The following is a 14,102-nucleotide window of genomic DNA, read 5'->3' on the forward strand; positions in this document are numbered from 1 at the left end:
ACCGAGCCCAACCGTGTTCATTCGAATGAGGAGAGGTTTCATGGACCCGCTGGACAAACTACGCCCTGTCTACAATTTTTTACTGACAGCGGGCGTGACGTACGGATTCAACGTACTAATGGCCGTCCTGATTTTGCTGGTCGGCTGGTGGGTATCGAATCGCGTGGCGAACGCGGTGAAACGCGCGCTCGGCCGCACGAACGCGGACGCCACGTTCACGCCCGTGATGGCAAGCCTGGTGCAATGGGCGATCCGGGTGGTCGCCATTGTTGCAGCGTTGGGCAAATTCGGCGTCGCGGCGGCCAGTATCCTGACCGTGCTGGGCGCGGCTGGATTGGCTATCGGCCTCGCATTGCAAGGCACGTTGCAGAACATTGCAGCCGGTTTGATGCTGTTGTTGCTGCGACCATTCAAGGTAGGCGATTACATTGAAGGGGCCGGCGCGACGGCTGGAACGGTCAACGAAATCGGCCTCTTTTCCACCCGTCTGACGAAAAGCGACGGCGTGATCATGTTCGTGCCGAACAGCACGATCTGGGCGAATCCGGTCACCAACTTCACCGCGAACGAGCGCCGCCGCGTGGTGCTGAACGTGATCATCCCGGAGGATCAAAATATTGAGGAATCGCTGGCTTCGCTGCATCGGATTGTGGAAACCGATCCGCGCATCATCAACGATGACAAAACCAAACCGTGGATCGCCGTCTCCGATTACACCGATACCGGCGTGAAGTTGAACGTCGCCGTCTGGACGAACCGGACCGATTACGCGAACGTGCAGGCCGACTTGCTGCGCCAGATCAAGCCGGGGATCAAGCCAGCCCCGAAGCCACCCGCGCCTGGGAATGATGCGGCGCTGGACTCGCCGGCCAAGGCCCAATAAGCTTGCCGTCCGCACATTGAAGAGATTTTCATGACCAAGGCGATTTCCATTGCGCTGATCGTAGGCGGCGTCGTGCTGCTGTATTTCGGCGGCCAGTCTTTCCATTCGCTAAGCAACGACGTCTCACGGTTCTTCACCGGCTCGCCGACGAACAAAACGATCTGGCTGATCGCAGCAGGCGCGGTCGCCATGCTGGCCGGGTTGATCGGGCTGGCAATCCCGGCCAAGCACTGACGCTTTCAGGCTTACGCTTACGCGTCAAATAAGCGGCACGTCTTCCATCGACGCCGACCGTGTTCCCGGCAGCGGCAAGTTGCTGGCGCCACGAAAGGTGTAGACCAGCGAGAATTTCACCTGATTGGTGAGATTCTTGCCGGCCGAATGCAGTGTGTTGCAGTGGAAAAACACAACGTCCCCGGCATTCAGTTTCGGCGACACGGCGCTTCGAATCAGCACTTCGTTCTCGGGCAGGTCGGAACGGAAGAACTTGGCTTTATCGAAACGTTCGGATGTGAACGGCAATTTGTGCGACATCGGCACGAACCACAACGCGCCGTTTTCAACCGTCTCGTTACCCAGCGCAACCCACGCCGACACCAAATCGTCCCGCTCGAAGTTCCAATAACGCACGTCACGATGCCAGCCAGTCAGGCTGCCGTACGCTGGATGTTTCGTCATCACGCAGTTGTGATGCGCACGAGAAAGCGTCGGCGTTTCGCCGAAATACACCTCCATCCAGCCGCGCACATCGGGCGACGTGGCCCAAGCGGCGAACTGTGGATCGCGCGAGTAGGCGTCGAGCAAGCGCCGCACGGTGTGTCCACCGGGCGCGTCTTTCGAATTCGGCGCGCCGGGATATTGCAGATCGGCTTCGAACTCCACCGGCGCCGCCGCTTCCACCAACTGTTGCTGCGCCACGTTGCGCATGGCTTCGCAGCGCTCGGGCGTGACGAGGCCGGGCACCACGACATAGCCGTTCTCACGCAATGCACGGACTTGTTCCATCTTCGATTGATTCGGCATATCGACTCACAGGGAAAGCATCTGGCCGGCCGGCTTCATCAGGCAACCATCCTGTCAGGAAGCCGGCTAATTTAGGGCGAATACATCAATTGTAAATCGCCCGGGCCGTCCGGCGCTCCGTCCCAGGAGTTTCGGGAGGTCGAACACTTGCTCGAACACCCGTGCGGGAAAATGCCGACTTCCGGCAGTAACATTTCTTCTATAACCTGCCGTCGTGCATTGAGAGAGCCCATCGAAAATCGCTTTCGATGAAAATCTATTAAATAAGTGGGCGCTTCAGGCTGGCAACTTTTATTGTGTTCAATCGATCAAACTGTTGAACGCTTTTTTTGATCCGACTAATGTCGGGTTGCAGCCATTGCGAACCCGAGCCTGTGAAATCCATGAATATCCGTTTCACGAATCGTCTTACCCGTGCCGCCGTCCGCGCTGCACGCCCTGCCGGACGCAGCGTTGTTCGGGCCTTACGCCATCATTCCGCGCGCACTCAATTGCTCGCCGGACAATTCAGGAATACCCATGCCGTCGATGGCATTCGCTCTTGGTTTCACGGATTTTTTTCGAATCTGCGATTAAGGGCGGCATCGCGACAGGCCGCATTTAAAGCGCTATTGCGAAAACCAGCGCAATTACGCGCGCCCGTGGCTAAATTGAAATCGGCGCCCGGTGTAATTAATACGACAAGCCGTCGTCCGCGCAGGCTTTCGACCAGCGACGGATGGTTTGCGTTTGCTATCCGCTGATTGTTTCTGAAGATGCAAAGCCTTGGTCTGCGGCTGGCGTTCCTCATATGTGCGCGGTTTTGCCGCTATGAGCGCCGGACGAAGCGGAGCGTTTGCCTGCGTCTGAGGGATCGTCGCGCTACTTCACAGTGATTCGCGAGCAACAAGGTCAAAAAAAGCCCGCTGAGCATCACGCTCAGCGGGCTTTTTACATACTCAAACCCGACACTCAGGCCGTTTCAACAACCGGTTCCGTACCGGCGGCTTCCGCCAACAGCAGTGCCTTGTCCGTGGCTTCCCACGAGAATTCCGGCTCTTCACGGCCAAAGTGACCATACGCTGCCGACTTCTCATAGATAGGACGCAGCAGGTCGAGCATCTGGATGATGCCCTTCGGACGCAGGTCAAAATGCTCGAGCACTAGTTCCTGGATCCGTGCATCCGACACGCGACCCGTGCCGAACGTGTTGACCATGACCGAAGTCGGACGCGCCACGCCGATTGCGTAGGACACCTGGATCAGGCAACGCGAAGCCAGCCCTGCCGCGACAATGTTCTTCGCGACATAACGGCCGGCGTAAGCTGCCGAGCGATCGACCTTCGACGGGTCCTTGCCCGAGAACGCGCCGCCGCCATGAGGGGCCGCGCCACCGTATGTGTCGACGATGATCTTGCGACCCGTCAATCCGCAATCGCCTTGCGGGCCGCCGATCACGAAACGTCCGGTCGGATTGACCAGGAACTTGATGTCGCCCTTAATCAGCTCGGGCGGCAGGACCGGCTTGATGATCTCTTCGATCACGGCTTCACGCAGCGCCTTCAGTTCAATGTCCGGCGCATGTTGCGTGGAGAGCACGACGGTGTCGATGCTGTGCGCCTTGCCATCGACATAACGCACGGTCACCTGGGACTTCGCATCCGGACGCAGCCAGTTCAGGCGGCCGTCGCGACGCATATTCGCCTGGCGCTCGACCAGCCGGTGGGCCAAGTGAATAGGCAGCGGCATCAGTTCGGGCGTTTCGTCGCATGCGTAGCCGAACATCAGGCCCTGGTCACCGGCGCCTTGATCGAGGTTGTCGTCATGGGCAGCATCAACACCTTGCGCAATATCCCGCGACTGCTTGTCATACGCCACGAGCACCGCGCAACCGCGGTAGTCGATGCCGTATTCCGTGTTGTCGTAGCCAATGCGCTTGATGGTGTCACGCGCGACCTGGATGTAGTCGACGTTCGCCTGCGTGGTGATTTCGCCCGCCAGAACGACAAGACCCGTGTTGCAGAGGGTTTCGGCGGCGACACGCGAATACTTGTCCTGCGCCAGGATGGCGTCGAGGATGGCGTCGGAGATCTGGTCAGCTACCTTGTCCGGGTGGCCTTCAGAGACGGATTCAGAGGTAAAGAAGTAATCGTTTGACACGCTTCAGACTCCATTTGAGTACGGGTAAGTTGCTCACGTAGCCGACTTCGTTTGGAGTCTGAAGCGGCGACGCTTTAGCGGAAAACATGGTCCGGAAAGCGCCGTTAAACGCTATCCAGCTTCGCCCCGCAAGTTGTCCATTAACTCGGCGAAGGTTTTATTATAGCGGCTTCTCACTTTTGTCACAGAGCCGAACGCTTGCTGCCAATCAAGACATACCCTCAACCGCGTCATGCCCGGAACGCTCCCCGGCAAAGTCGAAACCCCTCCTTTCGGACCCTTGGGAGCGTCGCATGTTAGGCCGCATTGGCGTCGCCCTCGCAGTGGGCTTCCTGAAACTGCTCGCCCTCATTCCCTACGGCATCACCGCACGTTTCGGCGACGGTCTCGGCTGGCTGCTTTATCAAGTCCCGAGCCACCGGAAACGCATTGTGCATATCAATCTCAACCTATGTTTCCCCGAGTGGACGCCCGAGCGCCGGGAAGAAGTCGCCCAGAAGCATTTTCGGCACGCGATCCGCAGTTACGTGGAGCGCAGCGTGCAATGGTTCGGCTCGGCGGAAAAACTCGCCAAGCTGATCGAGGTGGACAGCGAAGTCGATCTCCTTGATCCCGACATGCCGCCCACGTTGTTGCTCGGCTTTCACTTCGTCGCAATCGAGGCGGCTTCCGTGTGGATCAACTACTCGCTGCACCGAACCTGCGGATCGCTGTATCAGCCGATGTCGAACAAAGCACTCGACGACATCGCGAAAAAGCAGCGTGGCCGTTTCGATGCCGAAATGGCGAGCCGCGCGGACAGCGCGCGGATCGTGCTGCGTTGGCTGCGCGACCGCAAGCCCGTCATGCTTGGCGCCGACATGGACTACGGCATGCGCAATTCCACCTTCGTGCCGTTCTTCGGCGTGCAAGCGTGCACGCTGACGGCAGTTGGCCGCCTGGCCAAGACCGGACATGCGCAAATCATGCCGTTCGTGGGTGAAGTGCTGCCGAACTACAAGGGTTATCGGCTGCGTGTGTTCAAGCCCTGGGACGACTACCCGACCGGCGACGATGCAGCCGACGCCCGCCGCATGAACGCGTTCCTCGAAGAGCAAGTCCGGCTGATGCCCGAGCAGTATTACTGGGTGCACAAACGCTTCAAGACGCGACCGCCGGGCGAGCCGGGCTTTTATTAACGGGCTGATGCCAGTCTCAGGGAAACACGGGGGGATTGCTACACAAGTTCGGGCTCATCCGCCATTCGGTCTAGTGTATGCCCTTGCTGCGCGTCACTTACAATAGCGTCATGAAACTCGAATTCACCAAAATGCACGGCGCGGGCAACGACTTTGTCGTGCTCGACGGCTATTCCAAACCGCTCTCGTTGAATGGAGCTCAGGTGCGCGCGCTCGCGGACCGGCATTTCGGTGTCGGCGCGGATCAGTTGCTGCTGGTCGAAAAACCAGACATTGAAGGCGTTGATTTCAAATACCGCATCTTCAATTGCGACGGCGGCGAAGTGGAACATTGCGGCAACGGCGCGCGCTGCTTTGTGAAGTTCGTGCGCGACCGGGGCCTCACCCGCAAGACGAGCATTCGGGTACAGGTCCATCAAGGCGTGATTGTGCTGACCATGCAGGAGAACGGCGACGTGGTGGCGGACATGGGCCGTCCGGAGTTCGAACCCGCTCTGGTGCCCTTCAAAGCGGAAGGTTTGCAAGGCCGCACTGAAGTCGCCGACACGCTCTGGCCACTCGACGTACAAGGCGAAACACGCTGGATATCGGTGGTATCAATGGGTAATCCGCACGCCGTACAAATTGTGGCCGACGTGGAAAATGCACCCGTGCTGACCGAGGGACCGGTGATCGAGCATCACGCGCGCTTTCCGAATCGCGTGAACGCGGGATTCATGCAGATCGTGAACCGTGGTGCGGTGAAGCTGCGTGTTTTTGAACGTGGCGCGGGCGAAACGCTGGCGTGCGGCACAGGCGCGTGCGCGGCGGTCGCGGCGGGTATCCGGCGCGGTCTGCTGGACTCGCCGGTGCAGGTCGAGACGCACGGCGGCATGCTGACCATCGCCTGGGACGGCGCGCACAACGCCGCGGCCCCGCTCTTCATGGGCGGCCCCGCCACCACCGTATTCGAAGGCGAGATCGAGCTTGATCCCACGCTCGCGAATGCTGAATAACGCCGACTGACCGTCAGGAACCCGATGCTGCCCGATACCATGAACGAACGTGAAGTTGCCGACTACCTGATCGCCAATCCCGATTTCTTTGCCGAGCATGCCGAGTTGCTGGGCGCGATCCGGCTGTCCAATCCGCATGGCAAGTCCGCGGTGTCGCTGCAGGAGCGGCAGATGCAGATGCTGCGCGACAAGAACAAGCAGATCGAGCGCCGGTTGGCCGAATTGCTTCGTTACGGACATGAGAACGACAGCATTGCCGCGAAGTTTCATCGATGGACAATCCGGGTGATGTCCGAGCGCGATCCGCATGCGCTGCCGAAAACCATTCCCGCCGGCCTGTGTGAAATCTTCGAGGTGCCCCAAGCCGCATTGCGCGTGTGGGATGTCGCGGAGCCCTACGCGCAAGCCGAATTCGCGCGGACGACGAGCGAGGAAGTCCGCTCCTTCACGAGCGGTCTGACTACGCCGTATTGCGGGCCGAACACCGGTTTCGAGGCCGCTCAGTGGCTGACATCGGCGAGTTCGGTCTCGGTGGCATCGGCTACAACGGATGGTGTCGTCGATACCGCCAACACCACGGAATCCATCGCGCTGCTCGCGCTGCGTGATCCGTCGGCCGGTCCCGAAGCGCCCGCATTCGGCTTGCTGGTCATGGGTTCGCCCGATCCGCGCCGGTTCCACGAAGGCATGGCCACCGACTTCCTTACACAGATCGGCACGCTTGCCAGCGCCGCGCTCAGCCGCTTGCTGCCCCACTGACATGACCGACGATCCGGTAAGCGCCTATTTGTCGATGCTTGAGCACGAGCGGCGATTATCGGACCACACGTTGCGCGGTTATACGCACGAACTCGACGAGCTGAAGAAGCTGGCCAACGGCCGGGCGCTGGAATCGCTGACCGCTACCGACATGCGTGGCGCCGTAGCGCGCGCTCACGGCGGCGGGTTATCGGCGCGCTCAATTGCGCATCGGTTATCGGCGTGGCGGGCGTTTTATCGGTGGCTTGCTGAGCAGGTTGAAATGCAGGCCAATCCGGTCGCGACCGTGCGCGCGCCGAAACGCGCGAAGTCCCTTCCCAAGGCGCTTTCCGTCGATGACGCCAACGCGCTCATGGAAGCGCCCCAGGCCGACACGCCTGAAGCGCTGCGGGACCACGCCATACTCGAACTGTTCTATTCGTCTGGCTTGCGGCTCGCCGAATTGGTTGGCTTGGACGTGCATTTTGTGCAATCCGAAGGCTATTCGTCGGCCGGCTGGCTCGACCTTGCCAGCACCGAAGTCAATGTGCTCGGCAAGGGAAACCGGCGGCGGTCGGTGCCTGTGGGCAGCAAGGCGATCACCGCGCTGCGCGCGTGGATTGAAGTGCGCGGGCAATTTGTGAAAGACGATCCGCACGCGCTGTTTTTGTCGGTGCGCGGCAACCGGATGTCGCCGAACGTGGTGCGTGATCGGGTGAAACGCATGGCTTTGCTGGCCGGCGTGCCGTCGAATGTGCATCCGCACGTCTTGCGGCATTCGTTCGCCACGCATGTGCTGCAGTCCAGCGGCGACCTTCGGGCCGTGCAGGAATTGCTCGGCCACGCGAGTATCGCGGCCACGCAGGTTTATACGTCGCTCGATTTCCAGCATCTGGCTCGCGTCTACGACGAAACGCATCCGCGCGCCAAAAAACGCGATTAAGCCAGCGTGGCGGCATGGCGGCGAGCAACAAGATGCGGTCTCGACGCCGCGCCCGAAATGTCGCCGACTCACAGTGAAACCCGCGTAACCGCCCGACTCTCTCGCTACAAACAGAAACAGAAACAAAAACGCGGCCCGAACCCTCCCTAGCGCTCACTCCCCCGTCCAGTTGGCGCTTTCACCGAAGACCCGAATGAACACCATTACGCTGAAGCCGGCGAAAGACAAATCGCTCGCGCGCCGCCATCCGTGGATCTACGAAAGCGCGATCGAACACGTGGAAGGCAAACCCGCGCCCGGCGCAACCGTGTTGATCCGCGCCCACGATGGCCGGTTTCTGGCACGCGCGTCATACAGCCCGGTGTCACAGATTCGCGCCCGTGTCTGGAGTTTCGACGAAAGCGAGCCCGTCGATCACGCGTTTTTCAAGCGACGCGTACAACGGGCGATCGCGCACCGGCAAACGATGGTGCGCGACACCGGCGCGACTCGGCTGATTTTCGGTGAGGCGGACGGGCTGCCGGGTTTGATCGTCGATTACTACATCGCGGACGACGAAAGCCAGCGTGGCCAGCTTGTCTGCCAGTTCATGGCCACGGGCGTGGAACACTGGAAAGAGGCGATAGTGCAGGCGCTGATCGGCGCAACCGGCTGCCCGAACGTGTATGAACGCTCGGACGTGTCGATTCGGCAGAAGGAAGGGCTCGAACAGATCACCGGCGTGCTGGCCGGCGATCCGCCACCGGCCACCCTGATCGCGAACGAAGGCGGCGTGCGGTATCACATCGACGTCGAACGGGGCCATAAAACGGGCTTCTACGTCGATCAACGCGACAATCGCGCGCTCGTGCGGCAATACGCCGGCGACCGCGACGTTCTCAACTGCTTCTGCTACACCGGCGGTTTTTCGCTGGCCGCTCTGAAAGGCGGTGCAAAACGCGTGGTATCGATCGACTCCTCCGGCGACGCCCTGGCCCTTGCCCAGCAAAACGTCACGGCGAACGGTTTCGATCCGCAACGCGCCGAGTGGCTCGACGCCGACGCGTTCAAGACCTTGCGTCGCTTGCACGAGGAAGGCGAGCGCTTCGACCTGATCGTGCTCGATCCGCCCAAGTTCGCGCCTTCGCGGGAACACGTGGACCGCGCAGCGCGTGCGTACAAGGACATCAACCTGACCGGCTTCAAGTTGTTGCGCCCGGGCGGCCTGCTGTTCACCTATTCGTGCTCGGGCGCTATTGACGCCGATCTGTTCCAGAAGATCGTGGCAGGCGCCGCGGCCGACGCGAAAGTTGACGCGCGCATCCTGAAGCGCCTTGGCGCAGGCGTCGATCACCCGCTTTTAACCGCGTTTCCCGAAGGGGAATACCTGAAAGGCCTATTGTTGCAAATCGCGTGATCGCCCATAGTTGAGCGCTTCGGACAGCGCGCATTCAGGGAAGCACAGAGCGTCCGCTTGACAAATATGTTTCAATAATCGACCGACCGCATGTTTTCGAGCGTAGCGCAGGCGTTTCAGATCACGCCCGCAGCCCGAAAACATGCCGCACGATCCTTCGACTTTAAAGAACAGGGCGACCATCATGATTCCCGTTACCATCCTGACCGGCTTTCTAGGCAGCGGCAAAACCACGTTGCTCAAGCGCATCCTGAACGACAAGCACGGCATGAAGATCGCCGTGATCGAAAACGAGTTCGGCGAAGAAAATATCGACAATGAAATTCTCGTTCAGGAAACGAACGAGCAGATCATCCAGATGAGCAACGGCTGTATCTGCTGCACGATCCGCGGCGATTTGGCGCGCGCGCTGGAAGATCTCGCTGACCGCAAGAAGGCCGGCACGCTGAACTTTGATCGCGTGGTGATCGAGACAACCGGGCTTGCAAATCCTGGCCCGGTTGCTCAGACGTTCTTTATGGACAACACGATCGCCGACGAATTCCTGCTCGACGCAATCATCACGCTGGTTGATGCAAAGCACGCCAACCATCAGCTGGACGAACATGAAGTCGTGCAGCGCCAGGTCGGTTTCGCGGATCGCCTGTTCATCACGAAGTCCGATCTGGTCGATGCCGCCGCGCTCGACGCACTCAAGCACCGGCTGGTTCACATGAACCCGCGCGCCGCAATCAAAGTGGTGAATTTCGGCGATGCGGACATCAAGGAAATCTTCGATCTGCGCGGCTTCAACCTGAACTCGAAGCTCGAAATCGATCCGGATTTCCTGGCGGAAGACGATCACGCGCACGAGCACGCCGAGCACGACCATGCGCATGACGACGATCACGACCACGCCACCTGCGGCCACGATCACAGCCACGACCATGAGCATGGCCACGCGAATCATCACCACGCGCATCACGACGACAAGATCAAGTCGTTTGTATTCCGCAGCGACCGCGCCTTCGATCCGAACCGGCTTGAAGATTTCCTCGGCGGCATCCTGCAGATCTACGGTGAACGCCTGCTGCGCTACAAGGGCGTGCTGTTTATGAAGGGCGTCGATCGAAAGGTCGTGTTCCAAGGCGTGCATCAGATGATGGGCAGCGATCTTGCCGCGAAATGGCAACCGATCGAAAAGAAGAACAGCAAGATGGTGTTCATTGGCATTGAACTGCCGCAGGATTTGATCATCGACGGGCTGAACGCCTGCCTGGTCTGATCGAAGACGCTGAACACGCTGAACACGCTGGAAAACCAAAGAAGCAGAAGAAACCGGCGAAACGCGAAGCCCTCACACGGCGGCTTCGCGCCGCCACTCAAATCGAAACCTCGTTTCGGCACAGTTCTCGCTATTTCTCTCCTGAAGCGCAACCATTGCGACCGTTAAGCGAGGCTAAAATCCCTGCGCCTCCGCGAGCCGGCGCTTTTCCGCGATGAACGTCGTTGCAATATGTGTTCACGCCAACCAAGAACCATCGCTTTTTAAACGTCAGCGCGTTATATTTTTGAGATAACGAACGAATCGCGACAGTGTTTTGCTTGGGTGTAGTGCGCATTTGCGATTCAGTTACAATACAGCCCCACTGGAGAAGCCGGCACACCGCCCAGCCTCGACTACAATGCCCGGCGCAAGTGCTGCTGAAAAAAGCTTGAAACGCGCTCCTGCCGGCGCCGCAAACAGCAATTTCACCGTTGTATTGCAAACCTGGCGATCGGGTGGAAGTGAAAAGTAAGGTGCTGTTCCGAACATCGGGCACCGTTGAATCGCTTGAAAATCAGTCCAGACGAATTGACCTAGATGCAGTGGTCTAGAGGAATTGGCCCCACGTGGTGCCGTCCAGCGCCGCGAGAGTCGCAGCCCGTTTAGCGTAGTAAGTGCATGCAGTAATTGTTGGCGAGTATCGCCGAAGTGCGGGTAAACCGAACTACGGCGGCGGCGAGCGCGGCGAGCGACCGCGAAGATGGCGAACAACATCGCCCCACATTGAAGAAGCAAGCCAGATGACGACGAAACGATTGTTGACTGAAGACGAAATCCAGAAGATGGCCGACAAGGACTACATGAACGAGGATCAACTCGCGTTCTTCAGGGTCCGACTGGAACAGTTGCAGGCCGACATTCTCAAGAATGCGGGCCAGACGACGGAAAACCTGCGGGAAACGGTCATCGTTCCGGATCCGGCTGATCGCGCGACGATCGAGGAAGAACACGCCCTCGAACTGCGCACGCGTGATCGTGAACGCAAGCTGCTGAAGAAAGTGCAGCAGTCGCTTGCGCGTATCGAGTCCGGCGATTACGGCTGGTGCGAGGAAACGGGCGAGCCGATCGGCATTCCGCGCCTGATCGCGCGCCCAACGGCAACGCTCTCGCTCGAAGCGCAGGAACGACGCGAACTGCGCCAGAAGCTGTTCGGCGACTGATCTGCCGGTGCAGCGTACGCTGCGGCCTCCGCCGCGGCGGGAAACCTGCCGGCCGGGTTTTGCATCGAAGAGAGTGGAACACGTTGGAAAACACAAAAGGCACACGAAAAATCGTGTGCCTTTTTGTTTTTGTGCTGCATTTTTGCACCCGGCAAGACGGATCCGTCGCGTGGGCAAGCCCAAAACATGTCCCAATGGCTAACGTTCGCAAGATGCCGCAAGCAGCGTCTTGATAAATTCCACCGCGCCCTAAAATGAGCTGAACGCGCTTTTGTGGCGCGGGCGTGGCCGGAGTCTGATCGAGCGCAACCTTGCAGCGCGCTCGTGCTCCTCACGCTCCCAAAGGATTCCCCGGCGGCGCGGCGGCACAGGTCTTCCGGCTGCCGCGCCCACTCCGCTTTCAAAGGAATGCACATGGAACAATTTCACGGCACGACCATCGTCTCCGTACGACGCGGCGACAAGGTCGCCCTCGGTGGCGACGGCCAGGTCACCCTCGGCAATATCGTGATGAAAGGCGGTGCGAAGAAAGTGCGCCGCATCTATGGCGGCAAGGTCATGGTCGGTTTCGCGGGCGGCACGGCCGACGCGTTTTCGCTGCTCGACCGCTTCGAAGCCAAGCTCGAAAAACACCAGGGCAACCTGACGCGTGCCGCTGTGGAACTCGCGAAAGACTGGCGCACGGACCGCATGCTGCGTCGGCTGGAAGCCATGCTGATTGCCGCCGACGCGCAAACCACGCTCGTCATCACGGGCAACGGCGACGTGCTCGATCCGGAAAACGGCATTTGCGCGATCGGTTCGGGCGGTGCATATGCGCAGGCCGCGGCGCAGGCGCTCACCGAAAACACCGAACTCTCGCCGCGCGATATCGTCGAAAAGGCACTGACAATCGCGGGCGATATGTGCATTTACACGAATCACAATCGCGTCATCGAGACGATCGAGTAACACCGCTTTCGCGTATTCGCGAGCACAGGACAAGGACCAACGATGACCACCATGACTCCCGCCGAGATCGTCTCGGAACTCGATAAACACATCATCGGCCAGGGCCGCGCGAAAAAAGCGGTCGCCGTGGCGCTGCGCAACCGGTGGCGGCGTCAGCAGGTCGCCGAGCCGCTGCGTCAGGAAATCACGCCGAAGAACATTTTGATGATCGGACCGACCGGCGTCGGCAAAACGGAAATTGCGCGGCGTCTGGCTAAACTCGCCGACGCGCCGTTCATCAAGATCGAAGCAACGAAGTTCACCGAAGTCGGCTACGTGGGCCGCGATGTGGACAGCATCGTGCGTGACCTGATCGAAATTTCGATCAAGCAGACGCGCGAAACCGAGATGCGCAAAGTACGTTCGCGTGCGACCGATCGCGCCGAGGACCGGATCCTGGACATCCTGTTGCCCAGCGCCCGGCCGGCGGCGGGTTTCGGCACGGCCGAGTTGACCGACGACAGCGCGAACAGCACACGCCAGACGTTCCGCAAGCGCCTGCGCGAAGGACTGCTCGACGACAAGGAAGTGGAGATCGACATCGAAGCGCCTCAGGCCAGCATGGACATCATGGGGCCGCCGGGCATGGAGGAAATGACCGACCAGATCCGGTCGATGTTTGCGAATATCGGCGGCGGCAAGAAGACGCAGCGCAAGGTGAAGGTCAAGGACGCGCTGAAGATGCTCACCGACGAAGAAGCCGGCAAGCTGCTGAACGACGACGAGGTCAAGACGAAGGCCATTCAGAACGTCGAGCAGAACGGCATTGTGTTCCTGGACGAGATCGACAAGATCGCTTCGCGCAGCGAAACGGGTGGCGCGGAAGTGTCGCGGGCCGGTGTGCAGCGCGACCTGCTGCCGCTCGTGGAAGGCACGACCATCAATACGAAATACGGGATGATCAAGACCGATCACATCCTGTTTATCGCCAGCGGTGCGTTCCATCTAGCCAAGCCGAGCGATCTGATCCCCGAGCTTCAAGGGCGTTTCCCGATTCGCGTCGAGCTGGATTCGCTGTCCGTGGAGGATTTCGAATCCATTCTGAATACGACCGATGCCAGCCTTGTGAAGCAGTACACGGCACTCTTGGCAACGGAAGACGTCGAGCTGGATTTCAGCGCGGACGGTATTCGCCGGATGGCTGAGATTGCGTTTTCAGTGAACGAGAAAACCGAGAATATCGGCGCGCGGCGACTTTATACCGTGATCGAAAAGTTGCTCGAAGAAGTGTCGTTCTCGGCGGGCAATCACACGGGTCATCCGGTGAAGATCGACGCCGCTTACGTCGATAACGCGTTGAACGATGTAGCCGAAGACGAAGATTTGTCGCGCTACGTGCTGTAAAAGCGCT

General features: G+C 59.7%; 15 protein-coding genes. 12 read left to right on the forward strand and 3 right to left on the reverse strand.

Annotated elements, in window-relative coordinates:
• Nucleotides 1-40 precede the first annotated feature (40 nt).
• Both GSQ93_RS02010 and GSQ93_RS02015 read left to right on the forward strand, forming a co-directional pair.
• Nucleotides 41-883, forward strand: coding sequence for a mechanosensitive ion channel family protein (locus tag GSQ93_RS02010; RefSeq protein WP_158934018.1), 843 nt, complete (start codon nt 41-43; stop codon nt 881-883).
• A gap of 30 nt (nt 884-913) precedes the next feature.
• Entirely contained in the window at nt 914-1,117 is a 204-nt protein-coding gene (locus GSQ93_RS02015; protein WP_158934019.1) for a DUF3185 family protein, read from the forward strand.
• A 24-nt stretch (nt 1,118-1,141) separates the two neighbouring features.
• Here GSQ93_RS02015 and GSQ93_RS02020 read toward each other — a convergent pair whose 3' ends face one another.
• Nucleotides 1,142-1,906 (reverse strand): phytanoyl-CoA dioxygenase family protein, encoded by a 765-nt coding sequence (locus GSQ93_RS02020; protein ID WP_158934020.1) that lies wholly within the window; start codon nt 1,904-1,906, stop codon nt 1,142-1,144.
• 383 nt (nt 1,907-2,289) lie between these two features.
• Here GSQ93_RS02020 and GSQ93_RS37905 point away from each other — a divergent pair, with 383 nt between their 5' ends.
• A complete protein-coding gene (locus GSQ93_RS37905) occupies nt 2,290-2,649 on the forward strand; it encodes a hypothetical protein (RefSeq protein WP_254073713.1) in 360 nt (119 codons plus the stop codon).
• Between the two features lie 208 nt (nt 2,650-2,857).
• On the opposite strand, the gene metK is transcribed toward GSQ93_RS37905, so the two are convergent.
• Entirely contained in the window at nt 2,858-4,045 is a 1,188-nt protein-coding gene (gene metK, locus GSQ93_RS02030) for a methionine adenosyltransferase (RefSeq protein WP_158934021.1), read from the reverse strand.
• Between the two features lie 293 nt (nt 4,046-4,338).
• On the opposite strand from metK, the gene GSQ93_RS02035 reads away from it, so the two are divergent.
• From GSQ93_RS02035 to GSQ93_RS02055, 5 genes are all read left to right on the forward strand, one after another.
• Nucleotides 4,339-5,223, forward strand: coding sequence for a lipid A biosynthesis lauroyl acyltransferase (locus GSQ93_RS02035; protein ID WP_158934022.1), 885 nt, complete (start codon nt 4,339-4,341; stop codon nt 5,221-5,223).
• A gap of 110 nt (nt 5,224-5,333) precedes the next feature.
• Nucleotides 5,334-6,218, forward strand: coding sequence for a diaminopimelate epimerase (gene dapF / locus GSQ93_RS02040; protein ID WP_158934023.1), 885 nt, complete (start codon nt 5,334-5,336; stop codon nt 6,216-6,218).
• A gap of 39 nt (nt 6,219-6,257) precedes the next feature.
• A complete protein-coding gene (locus GSQ93_RS02045) occupies nt 6,258-6,977 on the forward strand; it encodes a DUF484 family protein (RefSeq protein WP_158934156.1) in 720 nt (239 codons plus the stop codon).
• A gap of 1 nt (nt 6,978) precedes the next feature.
• The gene (gene xerC / locus GSQ93_RS02050; protein WP_158934024.1) at nt 6,979-7,899 is read left to right on the forward strand and encodes a tyrosine recombinase XerC; all 921 of its coding nucleotides are present in this window, start codon (nt 6,979-6,981) and stop codon (nt 7,897-7,899) included.
• A 193-nt stretch (nt 7,900-8,092) separates the two neighbouring features.
• Entirely contained in the window at nt 8,093-9,295 is a 1,203-nt protein-coding gene (locus tag GSQ93_RS02055; protein WP_158934025.1) for a class I SAM-dependent rRNA methyltransferase, read from the forward strand.
• On the opposite strand, the gene GSQ93_RS37715 is transcribed toward GSQ93_RS02055, so the two are convergent.
• On the reverse strand, nt 9,275-9,481 hold the full coding sequence (locus tag GSQ93_RS37715) for a hypothetical protein (RefSeq protein ID WP_216857565.1): 207 nt from the start codon (nt 9,479-9,481) through the stop codon (nt 9,275-9,277). The two genes, GSQ93_RS02055 and GSQ93_RS37715, sit on opposite strands and share 21 nt — an antisense overlap.
• Between GSQ93_RS37715 and GSQ93_RS02060 the strand changes: the two genes are divergently transcribed.
• The 4 genes from GSQ93_RS02060 to hslU all read left to right on the forward strand — a co-directional run bounded on the left by GSQ93_RS02060 (nt 9,480) and on the right by hslU (nt 14,095).
• On the forward strand, nt 9,480-10,559 hold the full coding sequence (locus tag GSQ93_RS02060; protein WP_158934026.1) for a GTP-binding protein: 1,080 nt from the start codon (nt 9,480-9,482) through the stop codon (nt 10,557-10,559). The two genes, GSQ93_RS37715 and GSQ93_RS02060, sit on opposite strands and share 2 nt — an antisense overlap.
• Before the next feature lie 782 nt (nt 10,560-11,341).
• Nucleotides 11,342-11,761 (forward strand): RNA polymerase-binding protein DksA, encoded by a 420-nt coding sequence (gene dksA, locus GSQ93_RS02065; RefSeq protein ID WP_089166517.1) that lies wholly within the window; start codon nt 11,342-11,344, stop codon nt 11,759-11,761.
• A 414-nt stretch (nt 11,762-12,175) separates the two neighbouring features.
• Nucleotides 12,176-12,712 (forward strand): ATP-dependent protease subunit HslV, encoded by a 537-nt coding sequence (gene hslV / locus GSQ93_RS02070; RefSeq protein WP_158934027.1) that lies wholly within the window; start codon nt 12,176-12,178, stop codon nt 12,710-12,712.
• Between the two features lie 42 nt (nt 12,713-12,754).
• Nucleotides 12,755-14,095: an ATP-dependent protease ATPase subunit HslU gene (gene hslU, locus GSQ93_RS02075; RefSeq protein WP_158934028.1), complete on the forward strand. Its 1,341-nt coding sequence runs from the start codon at nt 12,755-12,757 to the stop codon at nt 14,093-14,095.
• The last annotated feature ends 7 nt before the right edge of the window (nt 14,096-14,102 follow it).

The sequence above is a fragment of the Burkholderia sp. S171 genome, assembly GCF_009766085.1.
Classification (GTDB): Bacteria; Pseudomonadota; Gammaproteobacteria; order Burkholderiales; family Burkholderiaceae; genus Caballeronia.

Excerpts from the sequence above, each read along its gene's own strand:
- GSQ93_RS02010 (WP_158934018.1), top strand. The coding sequence starts at position 41 with ATGGACCCGCTGGACAAACTACGCCCTGTCTACAATTTTTTACTGACA.
- GSQ93_RS02015 (WP_158934019.1), top strand. The coding sequence starts at position 914 with ATGACCAAGGCGATTTCCATTGCGCTGATCGTAGGCGGCGTCGTGCTG.
- GSQ93_RS02020 (WP_158934020.1), bottom strand. The coding sequence starts at position 1,906 with ATGCCGAATCAATCGAAGATGGAACAAGTCCGTGCATTGCGTGAGAAC.
- GSQ93_RS37905 (WP_254073713.1), top strand. The coding sequence starts at position 2,290 with ATGAATATCCGTTTCACGAATCGTCTTACCCGTGCCGCCGTCCGCGCT.
- GSQ93_RS02035 (WP_158934022.1), top strand. The coding sequence starts at position 4,339 with ATGTTAGGCCGCATTGGCGTCGCCCTCGCAGTGGGCTTCCTGAAACTG.
- dapF (WP_158934023.1), top strand. The coding sequence starts at position 5,334 with ATGAAACTCGAATTCACCAAAATGCACGGCGCGGGCAACGACTTTGTC.
- GSQ93_RS02045 (WP_158934156.1), top strand. The coding sequence starts at position 6,258 with ATGAACGAACGTGAAGTTGCCGACTACCTGATCGCCAATCCCGATTTC.
- xerC (WP_158934024.1), top strand. The coding sequence starts at position 6,979 with ATGACCGACGATCCGGTAAGCGCCTATTTGTCGATGCTTGAGCACGAG.
- GSQ93_RS02055 (WP_158934025.1), top strand. The coding sequence starts at position 8,093 with ATGAACACCATTACGCTGAAGCCGGCGAAAGACAAATCGCTCGCGCGC.
- GSQ93_RS02060 (WP_158934026.1), top strand. The coding sequence starts at position 9,480 with ATGATTCCCGTTACCATCCTGACCGGCTTTCTAGGCAGCGGCAAAACC.
- GSQ93_RS37715 (WP_216857565.1), bottom strand. The coding sequence starts at position 9,481 with ATGATGGTCGCCCTGTTCTTTAAAGTCGAAGGATCGTGCGGCATGTTT.
- dksA (WP_089166517.1), top strand. The coding sequence starts at position 11,342 with ATGACGACGAAACGATTGTTGACTGAAGACGAAATCCAGAAGATGGCC.
- hslV (WP_158934027.1), top strand. The coding sequence starts at position 12,176 with ATGGAACAATTTCACGGCACGACCATCGTCTCCGTACGACGCGGCGAC.
- hslU (WP_158934028.1), top strand. The coding sequence starts at position 12,755 with ATGACCACCATGACTCCCGCCGAGATCGTCTCGGAACTCGATAAACAC.